Raw genomic sequence first — 17,864 nt, forward strand, 5'->3', positions numbered from 1 at the left:
GCGCAATCAACAGATTACCCTGAGTGACTGAAGGTAAACCAGAGGTCACGGAAAGTAATCGGAAGTCTCTGGAACGGCTCTACAGCAGGGGCCAGCGGAGGACGCGGGCGCCGCCCTCGTCGGGGTCCTCCGGGAGCGCCTGGCTGAACACCAGCGGCTCGCCCGGCATGAGTCCCAGCTCCCGGCCGGTGACGGCGGGATCGCTGTGGATCAGCACGTTGTAGTGGTTGGGCAGGTGGCAGGCGTCGAAGCCGAGCAGCACCCCGACCCGGCGCCCGCCGATCCACACCTCGTCGCCCCGGTCCAGCACGCCGGCCGCGACGATCTCGGCGAAGCCCAGGAAGGCGACCCGGTCGATCCGGGCGCCCGCGTCGGTCTCGGTGTGGTCGGTGGCGACCAGCTCGTGCACCTCGCCGGCGCGCACGCACCGGCTGGCGTGCGGTTCGAGCCGCATGCCGCGGTCCTGCCTGCGGTGCACCAGCACCTTGAGCAGCGTCCCGGTGACCGCGGTCTTGGGGCCGTCCTCGTCGGGGTTCACGCGGCCCCCCGTCCCGCGCCGGCCTTCTCCAGGCGGTAGACGTCCTCGACGAAGCGCAGGGCGGGCAGGCCGCCCTCGCCGTCGGGGGTGCCGTAGCGCACCGAGCGTTCGAACGCGGCCAGCACGCCCTCGTACTCGTGCCACAGGGAGTTCTTGAAGCCGGAGTGGCCGGCCAGCATGTCGGCGTACAGGGTGCGGCCGTCGGCCAGGCGTACCTGCAGGTCCTTGCGTTCGCCCGGGTAGGACCAGTCGAGCAGGATCCGCGCGCGGGTCGCGCCGGCGCGCAGCTCGACGTCCGCCTGCCGGTCGGCTCCCGCGGCGTCCCGGTCGACGTGTGCGGAGACGACGTGCGCCGGGCCGAGCAGCAGCTCCACCAGGTCGTAGGCGTTGGGCCCGTTGTCGGCGACGCAGCCGCCGCCGCAGCGCCGTACGTCCAGGTACCAGGAGTCGTCGCCCGCGTGGTCCTCGATGCGTTCCAGGTAGCGCACGGTCAGCTCCTCGACGCGGGCGCCCGCGCACGCCGCGCGCAGCCGTCCGACGGCGGAATTGTAGCGCCGGTGGAAGGCGGTGAACAGCGGCACGCCCGAGCTCGCGGCCAGGTCCGTGAGCCGCCTGCCCTGCGCGGCGTCGAGGGCCAGCGGCTTCTCCACGCAGACCGGGATGCGCCGCTCCAGCGCGTCGGCGCAGACCCGGGCGTGCAGGTCGTTGGGGACGGTGACCACGACGGCGTCGGGCCGTTCCTCCTCCAGCAGCCGGACGTGGTCGCGGTAGCCGGGGACGCGGTGCCCCTCCAGGACGCGCGGATCGGTGTCGCACACCGCGGCCAGCCGCAGCCCGGACGAGCTGTGCAGGGCCGCCAGGTAGAACCGCGAGATCACGCCGAGCCCGATGACCGCGACGCGCAGCCGGGCGCTCACCGCTCCACCACCAGGGCGGGGGCGTCGAGTCCGGTGGCGGCGGCGAGGGCGGCCAGCTCGTCGTACAGGTCCGTGGCGAGCGGGACGCCCGAGCGCCGGTGCTGCTCGGCCCGGCGATGCTCGTGCCAGCCGGGATAGCTCACCGGCGAGCCGGGATCGGCGGGCGGGCAGCCGAGCAGCGCGCCGAACATCGTGGCCGCGTCGCCCTCCATGCCCTCGCGCAACGCGCCCGGCGCGACGGCCAGGGCGAGGAAGCCGATGTCGTCGTCGCGCCCGCTCGGGCCGCCGTCGCCGTCGTGGGCGTCGGGGTGGGCGCCGAGACCCGCGCCGGACACCAGCGCGGCCAGCACCTCGACCGCCACCCCCAGCCCGAAGCCCTTGTACTGCCCCGCCTGGCCGCCCAGCCAGAGCAGGTGCGCCCGCCCCTCGTCGAACGCCGCCGCGTCGGTCACGGGAGCGCCGTCGTCGCCGGCCAGCACCCCTTCGGGCAGCACGTCGCCGTGCCGCGCGGCCTGCCTGACCCGCCCGGTGGGCATGGCCGTCGTGCTCATGTCCAGCACGAACGGCGGATGCCCGCCCGCAGGGGCCGCGACGCTGATCGGGTTGGTGCCCAGCATCGCCACCGCGCCGCCGGGCGGTCTGGCGATGCGCTGCCGGCCGCAGTTGCTCGCGATGACGCCGACCATGCCGTACTCGACCGCGCGCAGCGCGTGGTGTCCGGCGCAGCCGAGATGGGTGCCCCCGCGTACGGAGACCAGGCCGACGCCGTACGTCGAGGCGCGGCCGGCGGCGATCTCCATGGCCAGGCCGGCGGCCCACAGGCCCAGCGCGCGATCGGCGTCGAGCAGCACGGCCGCGCCCCGGTCGGCCAGCACGGACGGCTCGGCCAGCGGATCGACCCGCCCCTCGTCGAACAGCGGCAGGTAGAGCCGGGTCAGGTTGGCCAGGCCGTGCGAGGTCATGCCGACGAGGTCGCCGTAGCACAGCGCGGCGGCGGCCTCGCGGGCTCGTTCCGGGGCCAGGCCGCGGGTGGTGAACACAGCGGCGACGAAGTCCAGCAGGTCGTCGTGGCGCACCCGTACGGCGGCCCGCGCCGGCTGCCGGGCGACCCTCGGGACCGGCGGGTACGGCTGCGCGGGCGGTGCGTCCGTCGCGGGTGAGGCGGTGGGGTTCATGCTCCTCGTCCAATCCTGTCGTCGGTGAAGGCGATCATCAGCCGGGCCACGGCGGCGGCGAACCCGGCGAGTTCGGCGGCCCGCGCGAACTCCCCTTCGGCATGGGCGTTGTTGCCGGCCAGGTCGCCCGGCCCCAGGACGACCGTGCAGGCGCCCTCGACGCCCGCCATCCAGATGGCGTCGCAGGTGAACGCCGGCTCTCCGGCGGGCCAGGGCGGGATCCCGGCCCGGTCGCGCAGGAGCGCGTGCCCCCACGCGTCGCGGTCGTCGAGCACGGGCAGGCCGCGCTTGCGCCACTCCAGCCGGGTGACGGCCCTGGCGTCGCGGGCGGTCCTGGCGAACAGGGCGGTGCCGCCGAAGGCCGCCGCGAAGGCCGCGAGCCCGTCGTCCAGGGCCCGTGCGAGGTCCCGTTCCAGGCGCCGTCCGGTGGCGGGGGTGGCGTAGGGCAGGTTGAGCAGGAGGGAGCCGCGGCCGTACACCTGGTTGTGGCGGGTGCCGGTGTGCAGGCCCGCCACGCACACGGTGTCCGGGTCGAGCGCCCTGGCCAGGTGCTGGGCCAGGAAGCCGAGCAGGACCGTGGCGTTGTGCCCGGCGGCCGGGCGGTCGTCCACGGCGTGGTCGCCGTCCACCACGATCCGCGCGGTCGCGGCGGCCGTGCTGCGCGGCAGGAACCGTACGCCGGTGGGCTCGCAGAAGACGTTGAGCCGCCCGACGTAACCGCGTTCGACGAGCGGGCGGGTGCCGAGCACGCCCATGGCCCCGCCCTCCTCGCCCGCCACGGCCTGGATCAGCACCCCGACCTCGCGCCCGATGGCCGGACGGCACACGCGCGCCGCCCGCAGCCCGGCCAGCAGCGCGACGGCCGGGCCCTTGGCGTCGATCGCGCCGCGGCCGTGGAACCGTTCGCCGTCGAAGCCGGCCGGTCCGCCGCCGGCGACCGTGTCGAGATGCACGTTGAACATCACCGTGCGGGACGCCGGGAGGCCGGGGCCCAGCCGCAGCACCAGGCTGGGCTGGCCGTCCAGGAAGCCGGGCAGGTCAAGGGCCTCGCGCACGGGCGCGGGGACGCCGGCGCGGTCCAGCTCGGCCGGGCGCACCGAGGTGTGCCGCACGGTGCGGAAGCCGAGCGGCGCGGCGGCCCGCGCGTACTGCTCCTGGGCCTCGCGCAGCCGCGGCGGCGGCCCGGCCGGTCCGGTCTCCAGCGGGCCCGCCGTGGGCAGCCGCAGCAGCCTCAGCAGCAGGTCGCGCTCCGCCGCGTCGAGAGGCACGGCGTCAACGTCCATCGACCTGCCCCACCAGCCGTTCCAGCGCCCGCCCGTACCGGACGAACGCGGCCCGGTCGCCGGCGCCCGGGTCGTCGAGGTGGGGGCGCAGCCGCAGGTGCGGCTCGATGGACAGGGCGCCGGCGTAACCGTGGGCGGACAGCAGGCGCAGGCACTCGGCGACGCCCGCCCGCCCCTCGCCGGGCAGCACGTAGACGACCTCGCCGCCGGGGCCGGTGACGGCGTCCTTGACGTGGACGTGCGCGACGTACGGGACGACCTCGCGCAGCATCGGGGCCGCCGGATAGCCGTGGGCGACGCCGTTGCCGATGTCGAAGAGCAGCCGCAGCGCCGGGCTGCCGATCCCGGTGACCAGGTCCAGCATGCGGTCGGCGCGGTCGCCCGCCCAGCCGGCGCAGTTCTCGTGGACCAGCAGCAGGCCGGCGTCCTCGGCCCGGCGGGCCAGCTCGCGCAGCCGGTCGCGGACCCTTCGCCCCCACTCGGGCTCGGGCAGGCCGCCCGAGGGGAAGGACATGATCCGCACCAGCCGCGTCCCCAGCACGGGGCAGCGGCGCGCCAGCACGTCGAGCTCGGCGAGGTCGAGCGCGAAGTCGCCGGTCACCGGCCGCGACCAGTCGCCGATCTTCGAGGCGACCGCGACGACCTCGGCCCGCGCCTCGCGCAGCCGCCGCGCCGCGCGCCGGAACGCCTGCTCGCCGAGCGCGGCGACCGGCACGCCGTCGACCGTGCGCAGCTCCAGCCGGTTCCAGCCCAGCTCCCCCACGGCGGCGAGCTGGCCGTCGAGGTCGGGGGCGGCCTCGTCGCCGATGCCGGCCAGCTCAGGAGGTGGTGCCTGCACGCGGCGCCTCCTCACGCCCCGGCTCGTGCGCCGCGCACAGGTGCTTGGCCTCGGTGAGCAGTCGCACGGCGTCGACCTGGACGGGCAGCGCGCCGGGCGAGCGGCGGGCGCGGGCGTAGCGGCGGTAGGCGGCCAGCAGGAAGGCGGGCAGGGCGTCGTCGGTGAACACCGTACGCCGTTCGCCCTCGGCCGTGGCCACCCTGAGCTGGGCGGTGTGGTCGGCGTCGCTGCACGGGTAGTGGCCGGTGAGCGTGCCGTGCTCGAAGTGCAGGGAGATGCGCCGCTCCCGGACGGGCGAGGTCAGGTCGGAGTCGATCTCCGTGCGCACGCCCGAGTAGTGGTCGAGCCGCAGCCTGGCCCGTCCGAGCCGGGGCAGCCGGAGGCGTTCGGTGACCATGTCCTCCCAGGACGCCGCCGAGATCCGGGCGCCGCCGGCCAGGCTGAGCACCACGGCGAGCGCGTGCGGCATCTCGATGTCGAAGGCCGTGGTGGCGTCGGGACGCGCCGCGCTGCGGGTGAACCGGGGCTTGTTCTGCACGACCCGGATCTGCCGCAGGGGGCCGAACTCCTCGGCGCGCATCGCCGCCCGGAGCCGGCCGGTGAGCGTGCTGTCGAGCCAGTGGGTGGCGACCGTGAGGTCGAGGCCCCAGCGCCGGCGCACCCGGGCCACGGCGGCCAGCCCGACCAGGTCGAGCGCGAGCGGCTTCTCCACGATGAACTTGCGGTAGCCGAGCGGCGCAAGCCGGGCCAGCATCCCGGCCCTGACGTGCGGCGGGGTGCACAGGTGTACGACGGTCCGGTCGGGCGGCGCCAGCGCGGCGGCCTCCTCGGGCGACCCGGCCGTCACCGCTCCCCGCACGCCCCCGGGCGGCAGGAGGGGGTCGAGGACGACGACCGGGTCGGGCGCCAGCAGCCCGGGGGCCGCCTCGCGCACCTTGGCCAGGGACGGCAGATGCAGCCCTGCGCCGGATCTGCCCATCCCGACGATGAATGCGTGCAACATGCTGGCGAGCGCCTCTACTCCGTCGCGTACTCGGCTTTCCGGCCCGTACTTTTCCCGCCGGAAGGACGACCTCATTTGGCGCTGTCATTGTCGAATAACTTACCGTGACATGTCAATTACTTTAAGTTACGAGACCGCCTCTGACCAGGAGGGCCGGCTACCGGGACACGAGCTCGCGGAGCGCCCTGGCGATCTCGGCGGGAGACTCCTCGGCCATGAAATGTCCGCATGTGACCGTGTCGTGCCGCAGGTCGGGCGCCCAGGCCCGCCACACCTCCGCGGCGTCGTAGCCGAGGGCGGCGCCCCAGTCCTGCTGCAGCACGGTCACCGGCATGCCCAGCCGGTTGCCCGCGGCCAGGTCGGCGCGGTCGTGCTCGACGTCGATCCCGGCCGAGGCGCGGTAGTCCGCCACGATCGACGGCACGGCGGCCCGGCAGGCGTCCAGGTACGCGGCCCGTACCTCGGCCGGGATCGCCGCCGGGTCGTTGGTCCACAGGTCGAGGAAGTGGGCGAAGAAGGCGTCCGGGCTCGCGCCGATGAGCTGCTCGGGCAGGCCGGGCGGCTGGGCCATGAGGTAGAGGTGGAAGCCGACGGCGGCGGTGACGCCGCGCATGACGTCCCACATGTCGAGGGTCGGCAGCACGTCCAGGCAGGCCAGGTGGGTGACCGCCGCCGGGTGGTCGAGGCCGGCGCGGAAGGCGACCAGCGCGCCGCGGTCGTGCCCGGCCAGGGCGAAGCGCTCGTGGCCGAGAGCCCCGGCCAGGGCCACCACGTCGGCGGCCATGGTCCGCTTGGAGTAGACGTCCGGGCCGGTCTCGGCCGGTTTGTCGCTGGCGCCGTAACCGCGCAGGTCGGGGCAGATGACGGTGTGGTCGGCGGCCAGGTCGGCGGCGACGTGCCGCCACATCAGGTGGGTCTGCGGGAAGCCGTGCAGCAGCACGATCGGGCTGCCCGAGCCCCCGACGGCCGCGTGCAGCGTGACGCCGTCGGCGACGGGGACGCGGCGGTGGTCGAATCCGGGGATGGTCATGAGGTGCCCTCCTTCGATGGGTGACCGGGTCGGTTCCCAGCGTGCCGGGGGCGGATGAGCATCCGGTGAGCAGGAAGGATGGGGGGCGTGTTCGGGGTGCTGGGGCCGGTGGCGGCCTGGGACGACGAGGGCGAGCCGATCCCGCTGAAGGGGCCGCGGCATCGCGCCGTGCTGGCCCGTCTGATCGTCGCCCGGCGCCGCGTCGTCCCGGTGACGCGCCTGGTGGCGGACCTGTGGGACGATCCGCCGCCGGACGCGGTGGGGGCGGTGCGCACGTTCGTGGCCGCCCTGCGCCGGGCGCTGGAGCCCGCACGCCCGCCGCGCGCCCCCGCCCGGCTGCTGGTCACCGAGGGCCCCGGGTACGCCCTGCGCGCCGATCCCGACGCCGTCGACGCCTGGCGCTTCGAACGTGCCGTGACCGCCGGCCCGCCGGAACCGGCCCGGCTGGCGGAGGCGCTCGGCTGGTGGCGCGGCCCGGCCTACGCCGAGTTCGCCGACGAGCACTGGGCGCGCGCCGAACGTGCCCGCCTGACCGAGCTGCGGCTGCACGCCGTCGAACTTCGGGCCGAGGCGCAACTGGCGCTCGGCCGGGCCGCCGAAGCCGTCGCCGACCTGGACTCGCACGTCGCCGAGCACCCCTGGCGGGAGGACGCCTGGCGGCTGCTCGCCCTCGCCCTCTACCGCACCGGACGCCAGGGGGACGCCCTGGCGGTGCTGCGCCGGGCGCGGACGCTCCTGGCCGAGCACCTCGGCGTGGACCCCGGGCCCCGGCTGCGCCGCCTGGAGTCGGACATCCTGCACCAGGACCGCGGCCTGGCCGCCCCCGCCGACGCCACGGCCCGGGTGTGGGCGCAGGCGGCCGAGGCGTACGACCGCACGGTGGGGGCCGGGGCCCGGGCGCGGCTGGAGTCGACGGTCGGCCTGCTGCGCAACCTCGCGGTGACCGGGGGCGGCGGCCTGGAGGCGGCACGCGGGCACCGTACGGCGGCCATCGCGGCGGCCGAGGAGCTGGGCGATCCGGAGCTGACCGCCCGGGTGATCGGCGCGTACGACGTCCCGGCGATCTGGACCCGGTCGGACGACCCCGAGCAGGCGGCCCAGGTCGTCGCCGCGGCGGAACGGGCCCTGGCCGGGCTTCCGCCCGGCGCGCCCGAGGCGGCGCGGGCGCGGCTGCTGGCCACGATCGCCGTCGAGTCGCGCGGTGCCCGGTCGGCCCGCGGCCCGCTGGCCGCCGCCGAGGCCGAGCGCATCGCCCGCCGCCTCGACGATCCGGCGCTGCTGGCTTTCGCGCTCAACGGGGTGTTCATGCAGGCGTTCGAGCGGGCGGGGCTGGCCTCCTACCGGGACGGGATCGGGGCCGAGCTGGTCGCCTTGTCGTCGCGGCACGGGCTGGTCACGTTCGAGGTGCTGGGGCACCTCGTGCGCGTCCAGGCGCTGGGGGCGCTCGGCGACTTCGGCGCCGCCGACCGGCACGCGGCCGCCGCCGACCGGCTGGCCGAACGGAACGAGCTGCCGCTGGTCGGCGTGTTCACCGACTGGTACCGGGTGTTGCGGAAGGCGGCCGGCGGGCGGGTGCCGGCGGCCGAGGAGGAGGCGGCCTACCGGGCGGTCGCGGCCCGGCTGGACGACGTCGGCATGCCCGGGTTGCGGCGGGGGCTGCTGCCGCTCGCGCTGCTGTCCGTACGGGTGCGGCACGGCCTGCCGGTCCTGGGCGAGGCCGATCGGGACGCCGTGGAGTGGGGGCCGTACGAGCCGTGGGTGCGGCCGCTCGTCCTGCTGGCGGAAGGGCGGGGAGCGGAGGCCGCCGAGGCGGTCGGCCGGATCCCGGAGCCGCCCCCTGACCTGCTGCTGGAGGCCATGTGGTGCCTGGTCGCGAGAGCCGCCGTCGCGGTCGGCGACCGGCGGGCGGCGGCCCGCGCCCGCCAGGCGCTCACCCCCGCCGCGGCCGAGCTGGCCGGAGCCGGCAGCGGCCTGATCACGCTGGGCCCGGTCGCCAGTTTCCTCGCCGAGCTCGGGGCCTAGCCCATGGCCGCCGGACTGTCGGTGGCGGCCTGTTCAATGGCGGGCATGACCACGCACGCGGACAGGCGCGGAATGTTCTGGGACATGGTTGCCGGGCGGGTTCCGCCACCGCCGGCGGCGGCGCTGCTCGGCTGGGAGCTCGTCGAGGTCGATCCGGAGGCGGGCACGATCGAGGTGGCGTTCCGGGCGGGCGAGCAGTTCGCCAATCCGGTCGGCGTGGTCCAGGGCGGCTTCCTGGCCGCGATGCTCGACGACACGCTGGGGCCCGCGCTGGTGGCGACGCTGCCTGAAGGCCAGTTCGCGCCGACCCTCGATCTCCATGTGCAGTTCCTGCGTCCCGCGCGGCCCGGGCGGCTGCTCGGGCGGGGGCGCGTGGTCAGGCGCGGCAGAGACGTGTGCTTCCTCGCCGGCGAGCTCCTCGATCCGGGCGGCGACCTCGTGGCCACGGCGACCGCGACCGTCATGGTCCGGACGATGAGCCGCCCCTGATCCGGCGCGAGGCCGGGGCCACCCCCTGTGTGGGGCGGCCCCGGCGGCGTGCCGCGTGGTTACGGCAGGGCGTCGATGACGGCGTCGCGCCAGTCGTAGTTCATCCAGTCGTAGTTGGCCCACATGCCGCCGGTGACGGCGGCGAGCTCGTTGTCGTCGAGCTCGCGGGCGCCGGTCTCGAAGTCGTTCATCTGGGAACGTCCCCCTCTGTCGTGGTGAATGTCGCGCACTCACGGTCGCAGGAGGCACTTGGGGACGTCTTGGCGATCACTAGGAGCGGGCCGCGTGCCCGCTTGCGCCTCACTGAACGAGCGGCCAGGTGACGGCGCAGACCGCGAGGGCGACGACCGCGGCGACGATCGGGACGGCGCGGGGGACGTGCGGCATGGTCGTCCAGGCCGCCGCCGGGTAGGCGATCAGGCCGCTGAGGATGATGAGGGCGAAGCCGCTGCCGGAGCCGTCCGAGAGGAGTACCAGCGCCACCTGCCAGAGGGCCACCAGGAACAGCGCGGCCATCAGGGCGGCCCGCCACGCCGGGCGCACCCGCAGCAGGCGCAGCAGCGGCCAGGCGGCGACCAGCGCCACCCACCGGCCGTACTCCCAGGTCAGGAAGACGTATCCGAGGCAGCCGGTGTACTCGCCGCAGTAGCGCGCCTGCGACGAGGGGATGAGGACCGGCATCACGATGGCCCAGGTGAGGAGAGCGACGGTGAGCGCGGCTCCCACCACGGCGGCCAGGACCAGCCTCATGGCCACGCGCCGCCCGGACGGCGCGATCACCCGCGGAGCGATCATCCACGCATCGTGGCACCCACGGCCGGCGATGTCGATGGGTGGGTCAGGGGATGGTCCACTCCAGTCGGCCGGCGACCGCCTCGGGCTTCCAGTAGCCGATCGTGCCGCCGGTCTCCAGGGCGTCGGCGGTCGCCTTCAGCAGGGCGTGGTAGGAGCGGATGCGGATGCCGCCGGGCGTGAAGCTCATGCTGTCCTCGTGGTCGGTCTCGCCGACGTCGCGGCGTACGGAGTCGATCACCAGGCTGTTGCCCATGCCGTCGTAGCCGACGGGGATCATGCGTCCGTCCCACCATTCGGTGCGGGGGTCGTCCGAGTCGTCGGTGTCGTCGATCTCGCACAGGGTGCGCCAGTGGTCGCGGATCTGGCGGATGGTGGCGTTCACGTTGCCCAGGAAGCCGAAGGGCCAGGTGCCCTCGGTGTTGACGGAACCGTTGTGGCGCAGCAGCGAGGCCCGCAGGTCGTCGGGGAAGGACAGGCCCGTCTGCGCCTCGGCGACCGCGATGGTCCGCGCCCTTCCCGGCGCGCCGAGCGTGCGGTAGCTCTTGGGCGCGTTGGCCTTCAGCCATGTCTCGATCCGCCGCCACTGCCGGTTCACCGCGCGGGTCACCTTCGCGTCGATCGCGCGTACGTGCGGCCGGGCCGTGCCGGGGGTGCAGTCGGCGTCGGCGGCCGACTGCCGGGCGACAGGGGGCTCCTGCGACTCGGCGTGCTGCTGCTCGCCCATGACCGGCTCCGCGGCCGGTTCCCGTTCGATGTCCGTGTCCACCACGCAGCGGACGCCGGCGTCCGCGTAGGCCGGGGCGCAGCCGCCGAAGTGTTCCTCGGTCGGGTGGCCGCCCTTGGAGAACACCGCCCACTCCAGGACCTGCGCGCTCCCGGCCAGCAGGACGACCGCCAGTGCCACCGCGGCCCAGCGGTTCAGCCGCCGCCGGGTGGGGCCGTCGAGGGGCTGCCGCTCCGCGAGGAAGGCGGCGACGGCGGGGTGGTCGAAGAAGCCGGCCGGTCGGGTGGCGTAGCGCTCGACGTCCGCCTTCGTCGGCGTGCCGAGGATCGGGACGGGCGGCCACGGCGGCGGGGCGTCCCGCTCGGGAGGCGGTCCTTGCAGAGCCGGACGCTCGTCGGGCGGGGCGGGGTCCGGCGTTCGCGAGCGGCGGAGGAACCCGACCGCCGCCACCGCCACGGCCGCCGCCGCGAGCGCCCACCATAAGCCCCGAGAGGTGATCATCCGCCGCACGTGCGGCACAGTACTCGAAGGCACCGACATGCCCGGAGAAATCACTTCAAATGGTCCGGCGCTGAGGGCGCCGGCCGCGTCAGAGCCAGTGCCAGGTGATCCGGGCCTCCCGGGCGGCGCCGGTCAGCCACTCCTCGAAGGCGGCCTCGCCGGCGGCCTTCAGCGTGGCCGCGTCCGCCACGGTCTCCTGCCGTTCGACGACCTGGCCGGTCAGGAAGCCCCCCTCGAAGGGGACCGGGCCGGCGGCGCCACCGGCCGGCACCTCCCGCAGCGGTGCGGGCAGCTCGCCCGCCCACGTCCTGGCCCTGGTCAGCCGCACGTCCCAGCGGCCGGCGAGAGGTCCGTCGAGCTCGGCGGCCTCGACCGGGTCGTCCGACAGCACCCAGGCCGCCCGTACCCGCGCGAACCGGTCACGATGGCGGTCGAGGTACGCGGGAGCCAGCTCGGCCCGCTTCCGGGCGCGGAACCGCTGGTCCTTGGCGGTCATGGTCATGTGGTCGTGGAACGCCTCGGCGCTCATGCCCATCCGGTCCAGCCACGCCGCCATCGTGTCGTGGCCGAGCAGGCCGCGCCGCCTGCGGAACCCGTCCGCGGCGGCCTGGACGTCGGCCAGGCCGACCTCCTCCTGCTCGGCGGCGTTGCGCAGCACGCAGAACCGGACCAGCTCCTCCTGCGGCGACATCCCGGGACGCGCCAGCGAACGCAGCATGAGCATCGCCTCGGACACCGACACGTGGGTCCCGTCCACGGTCAGCACGTAACCGGCGGCCCAGTGGGTCGAGTGGTCGACCAGCCAGGACGTGCCGTCCTCGGCCTGCACGCCGAGCATGATGGTGCCGCCCGACGGGTGGTCGAGCAGCAGGTCGTAGTCGACGACCGGCGAGCCGGGACGCGGGCTGGTCACGAGCTGGGCGCCGAGCCGCGGGTGCGCCTGGGCCCAGGCGGCGGCGGTGCGGCGGGCCTCCTCCACGGCCGAACGCCGGCGGGTCAGCCCGCGCAGCAGGTTCACGCCGCTTTCGAGGGCCGGCCCGAGGGAGAGCTGAGTCATTGCGCGTCCGTTTCTCCGGCGGTGAGCCAGTCGGCGATGGCGTCGCTGATGGGCAGGCCGGTCAGGTCTTCGATCCAGGCCCACTGGCCGTTGGGGTTGATCTCCAGGAAGACGTACTCCCCGTCGGGGGTGAGGATGAGGTCGATCGCCCCGAAGGACACGCCGAGCGCGGCGACCAGGTCGACGCAGCGGCGGGCGACGTCGTCCGGCAGGTGGTGCACGCTGTGGCGGGCGCGGGCGAAGTCGTAGTGACGCCAGTCGTCGCGGGTGCGCGGCGAGTCCTGGGAGGCGATCTCGGCGGTGAACACCTGCCGTCCGACCACGGTGACCCGCAGCTCCACCGCCTTGGGCACGTACGGCTGGAGGATGACCGGCTCGTGGCCGATCCGCCCCCGGCCGCCGAGTGACCGCCGGGTGACCACGGTCGTGTAGACGGCGTGCGCGCCGCCGTCGATCTCGAACAGGGTGTGCTCCATCGCCTTGGCGATCAGCCGCCCGTCCGCGTGTTCGTAGGCGGGCACCAGCTCGGACGGGTCGTTGGTGATCACGGTCCGCGGCACGGCGAAGCCCAGCCGCCGGGCCAGGGCCAGGTGGACCAGTTTGTTGTGCGCCCTGCGCAGCACCGGTTGGCGGGCCGGCAGCCAGCGCGCGTCCAGCAGGTCCCAGAAGCCGTCCGTGAACCACTCCGACAGCTCGTCCACCCGCGCGCGGAGGTCGTCCGCGGTGACGTCGTCCGCGGCGCGCGGGCGTCCGGGGCGCCGGGTCCAGACGGCCGTCGTGCCGGAGAGGTCGAAGACCTGCCCGTCCCTGGTCAGGACCAGTTCCTCACCGTCCGCACCGAAGCGCGCGGTCAGCCGGGCGGCGGACGGGTACTCGCCCGGATCCCACCACAGGACGTCCGCGCCCCGGGCCTTCAGCTTGGGCAGGACCAGGTCCACGGTCGCGTCGCCGGGCTCGCTCAGAATCAGTAGCACGTGTCCCCCCAGCCGCGTGGGAGGAAGGCACGCTCCCTCCCACGCGACCGCGAATCGTCTCTATCAGTAGTCGGAGACCCAGTCGGTGGGCGGGTTGCCGTTGGTGCCGTAGCAGCGCTGCATCCGCATGCCGCCCGCGACGAGGCCGAGATCGGCCTCCTCGATCACCGCCAGTTCCTCACCCAGATCGTCCAGACTCACGATCTTCTTGCTCATGGTCGATACCTCCCTTCACATCGAGCTGCGAGCCCCCCCGGCTCGCGGACGTGCGGACACGTCTCAGCTCGTGCGCCAAGCCCACCATCCGGAGTTTGGAAGTGGCTTGGATGTGACTTGAGAGGCGGAAGTGAAACGACGCCGGCTCAGGCGCGCGTGGCCAGCGCCACGCGGACGACCTCGCGGGCCAGCAGGCGGGCCGGGTCCACGACGGGGACCGGGACCGTGGCGGGGTCCAGGGCGAGCAGCACCTCCGTGCACGCGGCCACCACGCGCCGCGCGCCGCGCGCGGCCATCGAGCGGGCCTGGGCCGCCAGCGCGTCGGCGTGCTCCCGGCCGGCGCGGCCGGCCTTGACGGCGGCGATGGCGGCCATGACCTCGCGCTGGCCGGGCTCGTCCGGCTCGACCGGGGTCACGCCGTGCCGTCGCAGCGCGGGGCCGTACAGGTCGGCGCGGAGCGTGCCGGTGGTGGCCAGCAGCCCGGCGGCGGGGACGCCGTCGGCGGTGAGGGCGGCGGCGGTGACCTCGACGATGCTGACCAGCTCCAGCCCGGCCTCCTCGGCCAGGCGCGGCACGAACGCGTGCGCGGTGTTGCACGGCACCGCCAGCACCTCGCACCCGGCCCGCCTGAGCGCCCCGACGCCGCGCCGCAGCTGCGGGGTGGGGTCCTCCCCCTGCCCGAGCAGGCTCGTCGACCGGTCGGGGACGCGGGGGTCGCCCCAGATGACGACCGGCACGTGCTCCTGGTCGCCGGCCGCGCCGGTCGCGGAGGTCTCCTCCACGAGCTTGCCGTAGAAGTCGACGGTGGCGGCCGGGCCCATGCCGCCCAGCACGCCGACCATCCTGGCCCGGCCGAGCGAGGTCATCCGCGGGTCTCCCTTTCCGATGGCTCCGCCTGACGGCGGTCGGGCCCAGGATCCCGGTATAGGGTGTCCCGACCGCTGGAACGCAGCAATCAGACATCGAGGGAGAATCAGTGCAGGATTCCGGCGTGCAGCCGCCGTCGTTGCTGGCCGAGTCCGACCTTGAGCTCATCGACGCCCTGCAGATCAGTCCGCGGGCGAGCTGGGTGGAGGTGGGGGCCGCCGTCGGGGCCGACCCGGTGACGGCGGCGCGGCGCTGGCAGCGGCTCACGAGCACCGGCGAGGCGTGGACCACGGTCGCCCTCGGCCCCCGCCAGATGCACGCGCTGAGCATGGCGTTCCTGGAGATCGACTGCGCGGCCGGCGCGGCGGCCGAGGTCGCGGCTGCGCTGGCGCGGGAGCGGCATCTGATCACCGTCCAGCACGTCGCCGCCGGGCACGACCTGTTCGTGATCGCCGTGGCCCCGTCGATGCCGGCCCTGGCTGACCACGTGCTCACCGCGCTGCCCCGGGTGCCGGGCGTGGCCAAGGTCCGCACGCACGTCGCCACGCGGGTGTTCGAGGCGTCGTGCCGCTGGCGGTTGCGGGTGCTGCCGCCGCGCACCGCCGCCGCCCTGGCCAGGCGGCCGGCCGCGCCGGAGTCGACCAGGGAGATGGACGAGATCGACCGGCGGCTGTTCACCGCCCTGCTCCCCGACGGCCGGGCGCCCTACGCCGAGCTGGCCAGGGCGGTGGGCACGTCCGAGCGCACGGTGCAGCGCCGGCTGACCAGGCTGGTGGCCACCGGCGACCTCGACTTCCGCTGCGACCTGGCACGTTCGCACGCGGGCTGGCACTCGGCCGCGCTGCTGTGGCTGCGGATGCCCGACGCGCTGCTGGAGGAGACCGGCCGGGCGCTGCTCGGCTGGCCGGAGACGCGTACGTGCGCGGCGCTCGCCGGGCCGCGCAACATGCTGCTGACGGTGGGCCTGCACGGCGTGGCCGACCTGCATCCGCTGGTGGTACGGCTGGAGGAGCGCTTCCCGCACGTGACCGTGGCCGACCGGCAGATCGTGCTGCGCCAGTCGAAGCTGTACGGGCGGCTGCTCGACCCGTACGGCCGGTGCGCCGAGGTGGTGCCGGTGGATCCGTGGAGCCTGCCCCGGGCGGCCTGACCAGCGGATCCTTGAGGATCAGCGCGGCTCGGGGATCGTCCCGCCGCGGATCTCCCTGCACATCCCCGCCCGCAGCACGGCGGCCTCGCTCGTGGCGACGAGCTGCAGGTCGCCGACGGCCAGGGCGGGCAGGCCGAGCGCCGACACCGTCGCGGTGATCCGGCCGACCTCGCCGCGCACCCGGGCCTCGTCGCAGCCGACCCGGGGCGCGGGCGCGCCGAGCGTCGGCATGACCAGCAGGTCGATGCCCTCGACGGCGGCCGCGAACGCGGCCCGCAGCGCCGCCAGCCGCTCGACGGCCCGCCGGTACTCCTCGTGGCCGACGCCGCCGGCCGCCGCCAGCTTGGCCCGCACCCCGGGGCTGTAGCGGGCGGCGCACTCGGGGAAGGTGCCCTCGTGCGTCCGGCGCGCCTGCGCCCCCACGATCGTCCAGTACGGTTCCAGCACCTCGGCGGGCAGGGCCACCTCGCGCAGCCGCGCGCCCAGCTCGGCGAAGTCGCCGGCCTGGTCGCAGCCTTCCGCGACGCCCACGACCAGCCCGGCCAGCGAGTCGGGCGGCTCGACGGCCTCGCCGGTCAGCGCCTGCCAGACGCGGGCGCAGTCGGCGACCGAGGTGGTCATCGGGCCGACCACGTCGAAGGCCGGGGCGAGCGGCGCCACCCCGTCGGCGGGCACGGCCCCCGAGCGGGGGCGCAGACCCACCACGCCGCAGCAGGCTGCGGGCATGCGCACCGAGCCGCCGGTGTCGGTGCCGAGCCCGAACCGGGCGATCCCGGCCGCGAGCGCCGCGGCGGTGCCGCCGCTCGAACCGCCGGGGGTCAGGTGCGGGTGGCGCGGGTTCCCCACGTCGCCCCAGTGCGGGTTCTCGCTGGTCACGCCCCAGGCGAACTCGTGCTGGTTGGCCTTGCCGACCAGCAGCGCGCCGGCCTCGTCCAGCAGTTCGACGCAGTGGGCGTCGGCCAGGGCGGGTTCGGCGCCGTACAGGGCGGAGCCACGGGTGGTGGGCAGGCCGGCCACGTCGATCATGTCCTTGACGACGTACGTCCAGTTCCGCAGGGGGCCGTCCGGCGTGCGGCGGTCGTCGCGCCCGAGGCGGTCGAGCACGGGCTCGGGGCCGGCCTCGATGAGGATGTGGTGCCCGCTGTGGAGGCGGATTGCCTCGGCGGACTGGGCGATCGCCGCCTCGCGTTCCACGGTGAAAGATCTCCTTAGCCTTGCGCGGGCACGGCGACGCCAGGTGGCCGCGGCCCGGGGGGATGATCCGGCACATGCTGGCAGATGGGCCCCGGCCGCGTCGAGGGGCGGTTCAGACGGTCAGCTCGTCCAGCAGCCACTGCAGGCGGGCGGTCTCGCGGTCGGGGTGGACCAGCGTGAAGATGCTGCGGCTGATGTTGAGCCACGGCACGTCGACCACCACGACGTCCTCGCCGTGGCCGCGCAGCGCGAGGTCGGGGATGAGGGCCGCGCCCACGCCGGCGCCGATCAGCGACAGGGTGATCTTGAAGTCGTCGGAGTGGCAGACCACCCGTGGGTGCAGGCTCCAGTGGGCGAACAGGGCCTCGAAGAGGCTGGCGTCGCTGCTGGCCGGATGGTGCATGATCCACGGCAGGTCCACCAGCTGCTCGGCCCGGTACGGCGACAGATCCGGCCAGAGCCTGGGCAGGACGAGCCGGTACCGGTCCTCGGCGATCCACCGCCTGGTCAGCACCGACGGCCACGACAGCCCGCTGTTGCCGACCTGGTAGACCACCGCGGCGTCCATCTCGCCGCCGCTGCCCAGACGGGCGATGAGCTGCGAGGACTCGGCGACCGACAGCCGGATCCCGGCCCGGTCCTCCGGTTCCATCTCCCGCATGACGCCGGCCAGCACGTCGGTGAAACTGGGGAACAGCCCGAGCCGGATCTGCGGCTCGCTGTTGCGGTGGACCGCCTGGACGGTGGCCACCATGCGCTCGATGTCGGCCAGCACGGTCTCGGCCTGCCTGGCCAGCACCTCCGCCGCGCTGGTCGGCAGCACGCTGTGGGCGAAGCGGTCGAACAGCCGCACGCCGGTCTCCCGCTCCAGCGCGGCCATCTGCTGGGAGACGGCCGAGGAGGTGTAACCGAGCCGGTTCGCCGCCGCCGCGAACGACCCCAGACGCACGACCTCACGCAGTGTGCGCAGATGTTCTGGCTTGAGCATAAGCGTTCCTTGCTCTCAGCGCTGCTAAATGTCGTGTTTATATCGCTTCCTACTTCTTTCCGCCACTTCTACAGTGAGCCGCACCACCCCACCCGAAACCCCT

General features: G+C 74.9%; 19 protein-coding genes. 3 read left to right on the forward strand and 16 right to left on the reverse strand.

Features of this window, described 5'->3' with window-relative positions:
• Window positions 1–79: 79 nt before the first annotated feature.
• From ABZ459_RS45940 to ABZ459_RS45970, 7 genes are all read right to left on the reverse strand, one after another.
• The gene (locus ABZ459_RS45940; RefSeq protein ID WP_357985424.1) at window positions 80–538 is read right to left on the reverse strand and encodes a hypothetical protein; all 459 of its coding nucleotides are present in this window, start codon (window positions 536–538) and stop codon (window positions 80–82) included.
• Window positions 535–1,455, reverse strand: a complete 921-nt coding sequence (locus ABZ459_RS45945) for a Gfo/Idh/MocA family oxidoreductase (RefSeq protein ID WP_357985427.1) — start codon at window positions 1,453–1,455, stop codon at window positions 535–537. The genes ABZ459_RS45940 and ABZ459_RS45945 overlap by 4 nt, the downstream gene beginning before the upstream one ends.
• On the reverse strand, window positions 1,452–2,630 hold the full coding sequence (locus tag ABZ459_RS45950) for an Ldh family oxidoreductase (protein ID WP_357985430.1): 1,179 nt from the start codon (window positions 2,628–2,630) through the stop codon (window positions 1,452–1,454). The genes ABZ459_RS45945 and ABZ459_RS45950 overlap by 4 nt, the downstream gene beginning before the upstream one ends.
• Window positions 2,627–3,913: a M20/M25/M40 family metallo-hydrolase gene (locus tag ABZ459_RS45955; protein ID WP_357985433.1), complete on the reverse strand. Its 1,287-nt coding sequence runs from the start codon at window positions 3,911–3,913 to the stop codon at window positions 2,627–2,629. Before ABZ459_RS45955 ends, ABZ459_RS45950 begins: the two co-directional genes overlap by 4 nt.
• A complete protein-coding gene (locus ABZ459_RS45960; protein WP_357985436.1) occupies window positions 3,903–4,751 on the reverse strand; it encodes a sugar phosphate isomerase/epimerase family protein in 849 nt (282 codons plus the stop codon). Before ABZ459_RS45960 ends, ABZ459_RS45955 begins: the two co-directional genes overlap by 11 nt.
• A complete protein-coding gene (locus tag ABZ459_RS45965) occupies window positions 4,732–5,754 on the reverse strand; it encodes an oxidoreductase (RefSeq protein ID WP_357985439.1) in 1,023 nt (340 codons plus the stop codon). The genes ABZ459_RS45960 and ABZ459_RS45965 overlap by 20 nt, the downstream gene beginning before the upstream one ends.
• A 157-nt stretch (window positions 5,755–5,911) precedes the next feature.
• A complete protein-coding gene (locus ABZ459_RS45970; RefSeq protein ID WP_357985442.1) occupies window positions 5,912–6,784 on the reverse strand; it encodes an alpha/beta hydrolase in 873 nt (290 codons plus the stop codon).
• Between the two features lie 78 nt (window positions 6,785–6,862).
• On the opposite strand from ABZ459_RS45970, the gene ABZ459_RS45975 reads away from it, so the two are divergent.
• Window positions 6,863–8,806, forward strand: a complete 1,944-nt coding sequence (locus tag ABZ459_RS45975; RefSeq protein ID WP_357985445.1) for a BTAD domain-containing putative transcriptional regulator — start codon at window positions 6,863–6,865, stop codon at window positions 8,804–8,806.
• A 45-nt stretch (window positions 8,807–8,851) separates the two neighbouring features.
• Window positions 8,852–9,295 (forward strand): PaaI family thioesterase, encoded by a 444-nt coding sequence (locus ABZ459_RS45980; RefSeq protein WP_357985447.1) that lies wholly within the window; start codon window positions 8,852–8,854, stop codon window positions 9,293–9,295.
• Window positions 9,296–9,354: 59 nt separating this feature from the next.
• Here the strand turns inward: ABZ459_RS45980 and ABZ459_RS45985 are convergent, their stop codons facing one another.
• From ABZ459_RS45985 to ABZ459_RS46015, 7 genes are all read right to left on the reverse strand, one after another.
• Window positions 9,355–9,486: a bacteriocin gene (locus ABZ459_RS45985; RefSeq protein WP_352353089.1), complete on the reverse strand. Its 132-nt coding sequence runs from the start codon at window positions 9,484–9,486 to the stop codon at window positions 9,355–9,357.
• Window positions 9,487–9,595: 109 nt separating this feature from the next.
• A complete protein-coding gene (locus ABZ459_RS45990; protein ID WP_357985450.1) occupies window positions 9,596–10,090 on the reverse strand; it encodes a hypothetical protein in 495 nt (164 codons plus the stop codon).
• Between the two features lie 43 nt (window positions 10,091–10,133).
• The gene (locus ABZ459_RS45995; RefSeq protein ID WP_357985453.1) at window positions 10,134–11,315 is read right to left on the reverse strand and encodes an SMI1/KNR4 family protein; all 1,182 of its coding nucleotides are present in this window, start codon (window positions 11,313–11,315) and stop codon (window positions 10,134–10,136) included.
• A gap of 88 nt (window positions 11,316–11,403) precedes the next feature.
• Window positions 11,404–12,372, reverse strand: a complete 969-nt coding sequence (locus ABZ459_RS46000) for a TIGR04500 family putative peptide maturation system protein (protein ID WP_357985456.1) — start codon at window positions 12,370–12,372, stop codon at window positions 11,404–11,406.
• Window positions 12,369–13,346: an MvdC/MvdD family ATP grasp protein gene (locus ABZ459_RS46005; RefSeq protein ID WP_357985459.1), complete on the reverse strand. Its 978-nt coding sequence runs from the start codon at window positions 13,344–13,346 to the stop codon at window positions 12,369–12,371. Before ABZ459_RS46005 ends, ABZ459_RS46000 begins: the two co-directional genes overlap by 4 nt.
• Before the next feature lie 63 nt (window positions 13,347–13,409).
• Entirely contained in the window at window positions 13,410–13,562 is a 153-nt protein-coding gene (locus ABZ459_RS46010; protein WP_357985462.1) for a hypothetical protein, read from the reverse strand.
• 146 nt (window positions 13,563–13,708) lie between these two features.
• Window positions 13,709–14,428, reverse strand: a complete 720-nt coding sequence (locus ABZ459_RS46015) for an amino acid racemase (protein WP_357985465.1) — start codon at window positions 14,426–14,428, stop codon at window positions 13,709–13,711.
• A gap of 110 nt (window positions 14,429–14,538) precedes the next feature.
• Here ABZ459_RS46015 and ABZ459_RS46020 point away from each other — a divergent pair, with 110 nt between their 5' ends.
• Complete coding sequence (locus tag ABZ459_RS46020) at window positions 14,539–15,579, forward strand: AsnC family transcriptional regulator (protein WP_352353095.1); 1,041 nt, start codon at window positions 14,539–14,541, stop codon at window positions 15,577–15,579.
• Window positions 15,580–15,597: 18 nt separating this feature from the next.
• On the opposite strand, the gene ABZ459_RS46025 is transcribed toward ABZ459_RS46020, so the two are convergent.
• Together ABZ459_RS46025 and ABZ459_RS46030 are read right to left on the reverse strand one after the other, a co-directional pair.
• On the reverse strand, window positions 15,598–16,773 hold the full coding sequence (locus ABZ459_RS46025; protein WP_357985468.1) for an amidase: 1,176 nt from the start codon (window positions 16,771–16,773) through the stop codon (window positions 15,598–15,600).
• Window positions 16,774–16,885: 112 nt separating this feature from the next.
• Entirely contained in the window at window positions 16,886–17,761 is an 876-nt protein-coding gene (locus tag ABZ459_RS46030) for a LysR family transcriptional regulator (RefSeq protein ID WP_357985471.1), read from the reverse strand.
• Window positions 17,762–17,864: the final 103 nt, after the last annotated feature.

Source organism: Nonomuraea sp. NPDC005692 (assembly GCF_040631115.1).
GTDB lineage: Bacteria > Actinomycetota > Actinomycetes > Streptosporangiales > Streptosporangiaceae > Nonomuraea.

What these genes read in the sequence shown, in the direction of transcription:
- ABZ459_RS45950 (WP_357985430.1), bottom strand. Translation starts at nt 2,630, where the DNA reads ATGAACCCCACCGCCTCACCCGCGACGGACGCACCGCCCGCGCAGCCG.
- ABZ459_RS45955 (WP_357985433.1), bottom strand. Translation starts at nt 3,913, where the DNA reads ATGGACGTTGACGCCGTGCCTCTCGACGCGGCGGAGCGCGACCTGCTG.
- ABZ459_RS45965 (WP_357985439.1), bottom strand. Translation starts at nt 5,754, where the DNA reads ATGTTGCACGCATTCATCGTCGGGATGGGCAGATCCGGCGCAGGGCTG.
- ABZ459_RS45970 (WP_357985442.1), bottom strand. Translation starts at nt 6,784, where the DNA reads ATGACCATCCCCGGATTCGACCACCGCCGCGTCCCCGTCGCCGACGGC.
- ABZ459_RS45975 (WP_357985445.1), top strand. Translation starts at nt 6,863, where the DNA reads ATGGGGGGCGTGTTCGGGGTGCTGGGGCCGGTGGCGGCCTGGGACGAC.
- ABZ459_RS45980 (WP_357985447.1), top strand. Translation starts at nt 8,852, where the DNA reads ATGACCACGCACGCGGACAGGCGCGGAATGTTCTGGGACATGGTTGCC.
- ABZ459_RS45985 (WP_352353089.1), bottom strand. Translation starts at nt 9,486, where the DNA reads ATGAACGACTTCGAGACCGGCGCCCGCGAGCTCGACGACAACGAGCTC.
- ABZ459_RS45990 (WP_357985450.1), bottom strand. Translation starts at nt 10,090, where the DNA reads ATGATCGCTCCGCGGGTGATCGCGCCGTCCGGGCGGCGCGTGGCCATG.
- ABZ459_RS45995 (WP_357985453.1), bottom strand. Translation starts at nt 11,315, where the DNA reads ATGATCACCTCTCGGGGCTTATGGTGGGCGCTCGCGGCGGCGGCCGTG.
- ABZ459_RS46000 (WP_357985456.1), bottom strand. Translation starts at nt 12,372, where the DNA reads ATGACTCAGCTCTCCCTCGGGCCGGCCCTCGAAAGCGGCGTGAACCTG.
- ABZ459_RS46010 (WP_357985462.1), bottom strand. Translation starts at nt 13,562, where the DNA reads ATGAGCAAGAAGATCGTGAGTCTGGACGATCTGGGTGAGGAACTGGCG.
- ABZ459_RS46015 (WP_357985465.1), bottom strand. Translation starts at nt 14,428, where the DNA reads ATGACCTCGCTCGGCCGGGCCAGGATGGTCGGCGTGCTGGGCGGCATG.
- ABZ459_RS46030 (WP_357985471.1), bottom strand. Translation starts at nt 17,761, where the DNA reads ATGCTCAAGCCAGAACATCTGCGCACACTGCGTGAGGTCGTGCGTCTG.